The sequence below is a fragment of the Gynurincola endophyticus genome (genome assembly GCF_003991195.1).
Lineage (GTDB): Bacteria > Bacteroidota > Bacteroidia > Chitinophagales > Chitinophagaceae > Gynurincola > Gynurincola endophyticus.
The window spans coordinates 1-9,811 of the sequence record NZ_RCWL01000016.1; the positions used below are offsets into that span (position 1 = coordinate 1).

A 9,811-nucleotide genomic window follows, 5' to 3' on the forward strand; every position below is an offset into this window, starting at 1 on the left:
AAAGGGTGGTGTCCTAGCCCTTAGACGAACGCGGCATTGTTCGTATTGGGAGCGCAAAAATACAAATGATTTGATTTCTACCAAATTTTTGGTTGATTTTTTTCAAAAAAAATCTATAACCGCCTGAAGATGAATGAATGGTTAAAAATTTAAATCTTTTTAGAGACAATAAAAATCACTTTTAGATTTTCTAATCAAAATTGTAACTTCACGGCGCATTTGTAAACAATAAAAATATATCTGACAATGAGTACAGTAAAAGTGGCGATCAATGGTTTCGGAAGAATCGGCCGTTTGGTTTATCGTCAAATCTATAAAATGGAGGGTATCGATGTAGTTGCAATCAATGACCTTACCAGTCCTAAAGTTTTAGCCCACTTACTTAAATACGATAGTGCTCAAGGGCGTTTTGATGCAGATGTAACTGCTACAGAAAACTCAATCGTTGTGAATGGCGATGAAATCAAAATCTACGCTCAAAGAAACCCTGCTGAAATTCCCTGGAAAGAACATAATGTTGATGTTGTATTAGAGTGTACCGGATTCTTTACCGATAAAGACAAAGCTGAAGCACACATTACTGCCGGTGCAAAAAGAGTAGTAATTTCTGCTCCTGCAACAGGCGACTTAAAAACAATCGTTTACAACGTTAACCATAATACCTTAGATGGTTCTGAAACTATTATTTCTTGTGCGTCTTGTACTACCAACTGTTTAGCTCCGATGGCACAGGTATTACACGAGAAATTTGGTATCGTAAATGGTTTAATGACTACTATCCACGCGTATACTAACGACCAGAATACACAAGATGCTCCGCACCCGAAAGGTGACTTGCGCCGTGCAAGAGCTGCTGCTCAAAATATCGTTCCTAACAGTACAGGTGCTGCAAAAGCAATCGGTTTGGTATTACCTGAATTAAAAGGAAAATTAGACGGTTCTGCACAACGTGTACCTACCTTAACCGGTTCTTTAACGGAAGTTACTGCCGTTTTAGGTAAGAAAGTAACTGCCGACGAAGTAAATGGCGCTATGAAAGCTGCCGCTAACGAAAGCTTCGGATACACTGAAGATGAAATCGTATCAAGCGATATCATCGGTATCAGCTTCGGCTCTTTATTTGATGCTACTCAAACAAGAGTACAAACTGTTGGAGATACTCAGTTAGTAAGAGTAGTTAGCTGGTACGATAACGAAATGAGCTATGTTAGCCAGTTAGTACGTACAGTAAAATATTTTGCAGGTTTAATTAGCAAATAATTTTTATAGGCTGAAACCGTAGTGTGCCGGTAAACTTTGTTTATCGAACCGCTACGGTTTTTTTAATCTTACAGTTATGTCAAAATTTAACCAATATAACTTCGCCGGAAAAAAAGCATTAGTGCGCGTAGATTTCAACGTTCCGCTGAATGAACATTTTGAAATCACCGACGATACCAGAATACAGGCCGCTGTTACTACGATTCAAAAAATTTTGAAAGACGGCGGTTCCGTAATCTTAATGAGCCATTTAGGCCGCCCGAAAGACGGCCCTTCTGATAAATACTCTCTGAAACATCTGGTAGCGCATTTGTCAAAATTGTTAGACGGACAAACCGTTTTGTTTGCAAATGACTGTATCGGCGAACAAGCTTTTCTAACCGCCGGAATGTTAAAAGCGGGTGAAGTACTACTATTAGAAAATCTTCGTTTTTATAAAGAAGAAGAAAAAGGTGATGCGGGCTTTGCTCAGAAACTATCAGAGTTAGGTGATGTATATGTGAATGATGCTTTCGGAACTGCACATCGCGCTCACGCTTCTACTGCGGTAATCGCTCAATATTTTGCCGCTGATCAGAAAATGTTCGGTTTGCTGATGGAAGCAGAAGTAAACAGTGCTGAAAAAGTATTACACCAATCAGAAAAACCTTTCACTGCCATTATCGGCGGAGCCAAGGTTTCTGACAAAATTCTCATTATCGAGAATTTACTGGAACGTGCTACCGACATTATCATAGGCGGAGGTATGGCTTATACTTTTATGAAAGCACAAGGCGGTCAGATTGGTAAATCACTTTGCGAAGACGATCGCCTGGAAACAGCTAAAAAATTATTGGAAACTGCAAAGGCAAAAGGAGTAAATATTCATTTGCCCGCAGATTCTGTAATTGCAGATAACTTCGCAAATGATGCGAAAACACAGGTTGCTCCTTCTGATCAGATTCCTGACGGTTGGATGGGATTAGACGTGGGCCCTGAAGCCCGCACTGCTTTTACCGAAGTAATAGCACGTTCTAAAACCATCTTATGGAACGGTCCGATGGGCGTTTTCGAAATGGAAACATTTCAGGCAGGTACAAAAGCGATTGCTGAAGCAGTTGCTGCTGCAACAGATAAAGGTGCATTCTCTTTAGTAGGTGGAGGCGACTCTGTAGCAGCCGTAAATAAATTCGGTTTCGCTGAAAAAGTATCTTACGTAAGTACCGGTGGTGGTGCATTGTTAGAATATTTTGAAGGAAAAGAATTACCCGGCATCGCTGCGGTAAAATAATCATAATCAATGAAGAAAGCTGTTCAACCCGGAAGAGTTGAACAGCTTTCTTATTAGTAGCCAAAGCCGTTGGCAGCGGAAACCCGGTAACCGTAAACTGTTTCGGGTTTATACTAAAGATTTATTATATTTAATCAACAACATATCAGTTGCTGCCACTTAAAAGATAAATTGCTCAACATGTAACTTTTTAAGTGTCAGAACGACTGATATAGTGTATGGGTACATAAATTGTATCAGTACATGTATCAATAAAAATAAAATTAAACTACAATGAAACCAGTAGGTGTTATTATCGCAATCGTTGCAGTATTATTATTATGGGGTGGATGTCAGTACAACGGCATGGTTGGTGTTGACGAAAATGTAAAGAAAACCTGGAACAACGTTGAAAGTGAATATCAAAGAAGAAGCGACCTGATTCCTAACCTCGTAAATACGGTAAAAGGTTATGCAAACTTTGAGCAAAAAACTTTAACAGATGTTATTGAAGCGCGGGCAAAAGCTACTTCTGTAAATATTAATGCAGATAATTTAACGCCTGAAAAATTAGCTGAATTCCAACAGGCGCAATCACAGGTATCATCATCTCTTAGCCGCTTGTTAGTGACAGTAGAACAGTATCCTGACCTGAAAGCAAACCAGAACTTTATGGATTTGCAAAAACAACTGGAAGGAACTGAAAACAGAATTAAAGTAGCACGTAACGACTTTAACGCTGCTGTTGAACAGTACAACGTAAAAGTAAGACGTTTCCCGGCTAATTTGTTTGCAGGTATCTTAGGCTTCCAACCTAAAGAAGGGTTCAAAGCAGATCCTGGTGCAAACGTAGCTCCAAACGTTACATTCTAAAATAATCATCATGGGATTTTTTCCTTTCCTACGCAGAAAAGAATTTTTTACCCAGCAGGAAAATGATACGATTGTAAATGCTATCCAGGATGCAGAAACTATGACCAGTGGAGAAATTCGTGTTTATATCGAACGCCACTGCCGTTTTGTTCGTCCGCTAGACCGTGCCGCAGAAGTTTTCTGGGGCCTCAAGATGGACTGTACGAAAAATAGAAATGCAGTACTGGTTTACATCGCAGTAACCGATCATCAATACGCCATCTATGCTGATGATGGAATTCATCAGAAAGTTGGACAGGATTTCTGGAATAAAGAAGTGGCCGATATGAAACGCCACTTCTCAGAAAACCATTATGTTGACGCTATTGCCGAAGTAATCAGAGACGTTGGAAGAGCTTTGAAAGAACATTTTCCTAATACTGGAAGAGACGATAAAAATGAATTGCCCGACGATATCATCTTCGGCAACTAATCTAATTACATGAAGCGATTTAGTATAATTATAGTAGGCTTATTATTGTCAATAATCTCATTTGCCCAAACCGGCGTGAGAGAGTTGGATGATATCCTGAAAAAACAACCCCCGGGCCAACTGGTAAATGATCTTGCCGGTGTACTAAGCTCCGGTGAAAAAACGCAGCTCGAACGTCTGCTGGTTGATTACGACGACTCTACTTCTACACAAATCGCAATCCTGACCATCCCTTCCTTAAACGGATACCCTATCGAAGAAGCAACCCTGAAAGTGTACCGGCACTGGGGTATCGGAAATAAAAAAACACATAACGGTGTGTTGATACTGGTGGCTGTTAACGACCGGCTGATAAGGTTAGAAGTTGGATATGGTTTGGAGGGCGCTGTACCCGATATCACGGCTAATCAGATTATCAGAACTGATATTCAACCTAATTTCAGAAGCGGTGATTATGCTGCCGGACTTACAGCTGCGGCGCATTCTATTATCGCAGCAGCCAAAGGTGAGTATAAAGCACCTGCTGGTTACAATAAACGAAAATCTGAAAAAGGATTTCCGTTCGGATTTGTTGTAATCCTGGTGATACTGTTCGTCGTGTTTATGAGCGGTGGTGGTGGTAACAAAGGAGGTGGTTATATGAGCAGGAGAGGTTATCGTGGTAATACTCCGCCTATCTTTTTCCCTGGTGGATTTGGTGGCGGTGGTCGCGGTGGCGGCTTCGGCGGCGGTGGTTTCGGCGGTTTCGGAGGAGGTTCTTCCGGTGGCGGCGGAGCCAGCGGCTCATGGTAATTCTTAAATTAATAACTCATCATTAAGAATTAAGAGTGGATGACACTATGTATTATAAAACATAATGCACATAATAAAGAGAAGGGATTCTGTTTAAACAGAATCCCTTCTCTTTATTATAAATAATCTCCAAATTCTTAATTCTCAACTATTAATTATTCATTAAGCTAAGTTATTTCCCGATAAACTGCTGAACGTATTTAATCTGCTCTTCTAATGCTGCTTTCAAAGAAGGATCTGTATTTTTTCTCTTCTCATTCACCAGTTGCGTATAAAGCTGATCTACATACTGGTTCACATTATGCGGCTTTAACTCTTGTTTAAAGGCCTCCACAATGTCAAACAACTGCTTGAATCGCTCCGTATCGTTAATACCAATTAATGAAGAAACAATCGGCTGAACATAATTGAACTTTTCCTGGCTTAAAGGTAAATCTTTGAACATCTTCACCGCTATGGCAAAGTTTTCAGGTTTCTCAGATCTGAGAAAAGCTTCCATGATCGCCCCTGATAATTTACCACTGGTTTTTGACTTAGCAATTTCTTCAGCAGCTTTCATCGCTTCGGCCGGCTGAACTGCCAGATAACCTTTTAATGCAGCACCTGCTACATAATAACTGCTGTCGTATAGGTTCTTTTTAAACAACTCTGCATACTTCTGATCTTTTTTAACTGCCAGAACTTCTAGTGCAGCACCTTTTGCAATACCTGACGGATCGGTATTCGCGATTTTTTCGATTGCAGTAAGGTTTGTATTAATGAACTCTATATTAGTACGGATAAATGAAAGTGCATCTCTTCTTACCTGATAGAACTTGTCGTTTAATGCAGCTGTAAAAATGCTCTTAGCCACTTCTGAAGTAGCGTTTTGAGATGCCCAGATCAACGCTTCTAATCTATCCATATACAATCCGGCATACTTAAACTGATGCAAGTATTCTTCTCCGGTTTTGTTTTCGTGTTTCTCTGTTAATAAAACTTTATCTCCATCTACATTGATTAAACCTGGTTTGGTAGCAGCATCAAAATAGAATGTATCTATTTTGTTGTTTACCCATACCTGATGACGAACTTTTTTATCGTTATGATAAATGTCGATTGCTACCGGTAATTTAAACGGATCGGCAAATTCCTGCTTTTGTTCGATAATAACACTGGCTTTTTTAGTGTCAGCATTATAAGCCGTCTTAATATCAAGAACCGGATGCCCGTTTCCGAAATACCATTGGTTAAAGAACCAGTTCAGGTCTTTTCCGGTTACTTCTTCAAATGCGAGTCTCAGCTGGTGTGCTTCCACTGCCTGGTAGGCGTGGCGTTTCAAAAATACATTCAATGAAGTGAAGAATGCATCATCACCAATATGGTTTCTTAACATGTGCAGAATACGTCCGCCTTTGTTATAACTTACTGCATCAAACATATCTAAAGGACGCTCATAGTAAAAACGAACCAGATTTTTTTCTTCGCTACCTGAAAATAAATAGCCGTTCATTTCTTCGGCATTATTATAATCAGCTTCATCTTTTCCATACTTATACTCATCCCAAAGATATTGAGAGTAGTTAGCAAACGATTCGTTTACTGTAAGGTTACTCCAGCTTTCGGTAGTAATCAGATCACCAAACCAGTGGTGGAATAATTCGTGTACAATCGTTCCTTCCCAGGTGTTTTTATCTTTCAGGCTTCTTGCATCCTGATGCGCTGCGTCTGCGTGAATAACAGCAGTAGTGTTTTCCATCGCACCACTCACGTAGTCGCGGGCTACTAACTGATGGTATTTGCTCCATGGATACTCAACACCTAATAATTTTGAGAAGTAACCGATCATTTCAGGTGTATGACCGAAGATTTTTCTGGCTACCGGCTCATATTCTTTTTCTACATAATAATGAACATCAATGTTCTTGTACTTATCTTTTACAATGGCAAAATCACCTACCCCCATGAAGAACAGATAAGGCGCATGTGGTTTATCCATTTTCCAGTAATCGGTACGTGTACCGTTGCCATTTGCTTTTTGTGAAAGCAATAAACCGTTTGACAGGGTTACATACTTCTGAGGAACCGTCATGTAAATTTCCTGAGTGGTTTTTTGGTTAGGCTTATCAATTGTCGGAAACCAAACTGAGTTTGATTCCGGCTCACCTTGTGTCCATATCTGCACCGGCTTTTCTTTATCTTCTCCTTTCGGATTAATAAAATACAAACCTTTGTCGCTACGGATAGCTGAACCTGCTTCGGCAATACGTTTGTCTGGCTGAGCAGTATATTCAATACCGATTTTGTACTGTTCCCCTTTTTTATAGGTTTTATCCAGTTGAATGGATAACTGTTCGTCGTTGTACTCGTATTTTAATGGTGTGTTTTTTGTACCGATTAAATATACTTTGTGAATCAACATGCTTTTAGCATCTAACGTCAGGTGGTTAGTAGCGTAAAAGTGAGGTTTCAACGTAATTTGTGCCTTACCATACAAAAGTGAACTGTCATAATTGAAACTAACTTCCAGTCTTGTATGTACAAGTGCATTTTCTATTGGAGCCGATTCTCTATACAGCTCTTTCCAGGCTTCTTCTCGATCAGGACTATGCTGTGCTTGCGCATCTACGAGAAAACTTAACGCTAATAAGGCGACGTAAAATTTTTTCATGCTTTAATATTGATGTAAGTCGAAAAATAAGAAATTCTATCTAAAAAATATGAAAATATGGATGAAAGGCGGCTATCCGATTTCAATTAACTAGATTTGTATCACAGGGATAATTTTGTTTATATGAAGAAAATATGCTTTGTTTTGTGGTGTTTGATGGTTTGCCAGCTGGTTACGATGGGGCAAACAAAACGGTACTTGTATATTCATAATGCTAATAATCAACAGTTTAATTTACGAATAGATCATCAGATTTATGCATCTGATGATACCGGTAATTTAATTATTCCTCAATTAACCGAAGGGGCACTTCAGTTCTCTGTTATTCTGCATCAACAACCTAAGTATATACCTACGTTCCAACTTTCCCTCGATGAAAAAAATCAGGGGTGGAACCTTTTATTGTCAAAAGAATCTGCCATACTGGAAAACTGGAATACCAAAGAACAGATAATACCAGTAACACAGTATGAAACTGATAAGTGGTGGAATGGTACTAAGAAAACAGATAATCGTTTTGCACAAATGATGTCTGACCTTGTTGCTGATTCAGCTGTTTTGTACACCACCAATAAAATTGTTGCGTCTGCAAAGCCTGGGGATATCGCAAAAACTGATCCGAGATTAAGCCCTTCCCCTTCCTCTGCAACAGTCGTTGAAACCGCAGAGGCAGCAGTAATAAAAGATACGGCAGCTATAGGCGAAAGTGAATTAGCGATAGTAGAAGTTGTACACCCCGATACACTGGTGGCAGAACAGATTGCAGTGGCTGAAGAAAAGCCGAAGGTGGATACAGGTGTTCAACAGACAATATTACCGGTAACTACAAAAGATACAGGTACCATTTTAAAAACTGCAGTACAATTAAAAGACGATTCAACTACGGCAGCTGGACGAAGAATGACTTTTGCCGTGCGGGAAGGAGAGATGGAAGAACGGGTAGATGTATTTATACCGGTAGAAAACCCCGTAACTGTTAAAGATACGGTGAGCCAAACTACGGTAACAGTGAAAACAACCCCGGCAGAGCTGCCCGAAGTGATCGATAACGGTTCCGCAAAAGTAAACACAGTGGCTAAGCCTGCCGAAACCGGAGCTGTAAAGGAACAGTTTATCATGTACAACTCAGACTGTAAAGAGGTAGCTACCGATGCTGAAATAGATAAATACAGAGTGCGCTTATTGTCGTTAAACCAGGAGCAACGTTTTGCTCAGGTGCAAAAATACCTCAAAGCAAAATGTTTCACAGTGAAGCAGGTAAAGGCGCTCAGCGAATTGTATCCTTCCGATGATGATAAATACAGGTTCTTTGAACTGGCTTATCCTTATGTAGAGGAAACCACCACTTTTAAAGAGCTAATAGAATTCTTGAACGCAGAGCTGAATCGTACAAAATTCAGACAAATGACGCGTATGCAATAAATTTGCATAAAATAGAGTAAGTATGCAGCGGTATTTTTTGAAATGTTCTTATTTAGGAACGGCATATGCGGGGTTTCAGATTCAGGAGAACGCAAAAACTGTTCAGGGAGAGATAGAGAAGGTATTGGAGACGGTTTTGAGGAAAAAGATCGTATTGACAGGCTCATCCCGTACCGATGCAGGCGTACATGCCTTACAGAATTACTTTCATTTTGATTGCGAAACCATTCCTCATGATAAAATAGCTTATGCGCTGAACGCAATGCTGCCAAAGGATATAGCTGTGCTGGCTATCATTCCGGTATCTTCAGCTGCCCACTGTCGTTTTGATGCAATCGCCAGGTCATATGAGTACCAGGTGCATTGGGAAAAAGATCCTTTCGTAGAAGACCGCGCTTATTTTTATCCTTTTAAGATTGATATGGATCGCTTAAAAGAAGCGGCTGCATATATCATTACTCAAACAGACTTTACCAGTTTCTCTAAGCGTAATACCCAAACATTTACGAACAACTGTGCTATAGAATATAGCTATTGGGAAGAAATTCCGGGGGGTATTATATATAGAGTAAAAGGAAACAGGTTTTTGCGCGGAATGGTGAGGGGATTGGTAGGAACACAGCTGAAAATGGCCAGGGGAAAGTTTGATCTGGAAGCATTTAAACAGGTATTCGCTGCAATGGACTGTTCAAAAGCAGATTTTTCGGTACCCGGAAAGGGCTTGAAATTGGCAGAAGTGAGTTATCCGTTGGGATATTTTGAAAAACAGATGGAGAATCAATAATGTTAAGGATAATTAACAAATCTTCTGAAATACAATAGAGTGGCTGCATTGGAGCTTTCACTCCTTGCCAAAATATAAGGAAATTGAAGTAAATATCAAAATAAATTTGGAGTGAAACGCACAACAGTATACTTTTGCACTCCGTTTAACAAACGAGAGTTCATTGATAACAGGCTGATAGGCAATGTTTTAAAAGAATTTTGATTCAAAAAAATAATTTTAAAAAAAGTTTGCTGAATTGAAAAGTTTGTATATCTTTGCGCTCCGCTTTTGAAAAAAGTGGGATAGTTCTTAAGGTATTGGTAGTGA

At 39.7% G+C, this 9,811-nt stretch carries 8 protein-coding genes; 7 read left to right on the forward strand and 1 reads right to left on the reverse strand.

The window, feature by feature from the left end; genetic code table 11:
* Nucleotides 1–246: 246 nt before the first annotated feature.
* From gap to D9O48_RS18600, 5 genes are all read left to right on the forward strand, one after another.
* Nucleotides 247–1,260 carry a type I glyceraldehyde-3-phosphate dehydrogenase gene (gene gap, locus D9O48_RS18580; RefSeq protein ID WP_126974504.1) on the forward strand — a complete coding sequence of 338 codons (1,014 nt, stop codon included), beginning with the start codon at nucleotides 247–249 and terminating at the stop codon, nucleotides 1,258–1,260.
* A gap of 76 nt (nucleotides 1,261–1,336) precedes the next feature.
* On the forward strand, nucleotides 1,337–2,530 hold the full coding sequence (locus D9O48_RS18585) for a phosphoglycerate kinase (RefSeq protein ID WP_126974505.1): 1,194 nt from the start codon (nucleotides 1,337–1,339) through the stop codon (nucleotides 2,528–2,530).
* 273 nt (nucleotides 2,531–2,803) lie between these two features.
* Nucleotides 2,804–3,382 carry a LemA family protein gene (locus D9O48_RS18590; RefSeq protein WP_126974506.1) on the forward strand — a complete coding sequence of 193 codons (579 nt, stop codon included), beginning with the start codon at nucleotides 2,804–2,806 and terminating at the stop codon, nucleotides 3,380–3,382.
* A gap of 10 nt (nucleotides 3,383–3,392) precedes the next feature.
* Complete coding sequence (locus D9O48_RS18595) at nucleotides 3,393–3,854, forward strand: TPM domain-containing protein (RefSeq protein WP_126974507.1); 462 nt, start codon at nucleotides 3,393–3,395, stop codon at nucleotides 3,852–3,854.
* A gap of 9 nt (nucleotides 3,855–3,863) precedes the next feature.
* On the forward strand, nucleotides 3,864–4,646 hold the full coding sequence (locus tag D9O48_RS18600; RefSeq protein WP_126974508.1) for a TPM domain-containing protein: 783 nt from the start codon (nucleotides 3,864–3,866) through the stop codon (nucleotides 4,644–4,646).
* A gap of 172 nt (nucleotides 4,647–4,818) precedes the next feature.
* On the opposite strand, the gene D9O48_RS18605 is transcribed toward D9O48_RS18600, so the two are convergent.
* The gene (locus tag D9O48_RS18605; RefSeq protein ID WP_126974509.1) at nucleotides 4,819–7,296 is read right to left on the reverse strand and encodes a M1 family metallopeptidase; all 2,478 of its coding nucleotides are present in this window, start codon (nucleotides 7,294–7,296) and stop codon (nucleotides 4,819–4,821) included.
* Nucleotides 7,297–7,419: 123 nt separating this feature from the next.
* Here D9O48_RS18605 and D9O48_RS18610 point away from each other — a divergent pair, with 123 nt between their 5' ends.
* Both D9O48_RS18610 and truA read left to right on the forward strand, forming a co-directional pair.
* Nucleotides 7,420–8,718, forward strand: a complete 1,299-nt coding sequence (locus D9O48_RS18610) for a DUF4476 domain-containing protein (RefSeq protein WP_126974510.1) — start codon at nucleotides 7,420–7,422, stop codon at nucleotides 8,716–8,718.
* Between the two features lie 22 nt (nucleotides 8,719–8,740).
* On the forward strand, nucleotides 8,741–9,502 hold the full coding sequence (gene truA / locus D9O48_RS18615; RefSeq protein ID WP_126974511.1) for a tRNA pseudouridine(38-40) synthase TruA: 762 nt from the start codon (nucleotides 8,741–8,743) through the stop codon (nucleotides 9,500–9,502).
* The last annotated feature ends 309 nt before the right edge of the window (nucleotides 9,503–9,811 follow it).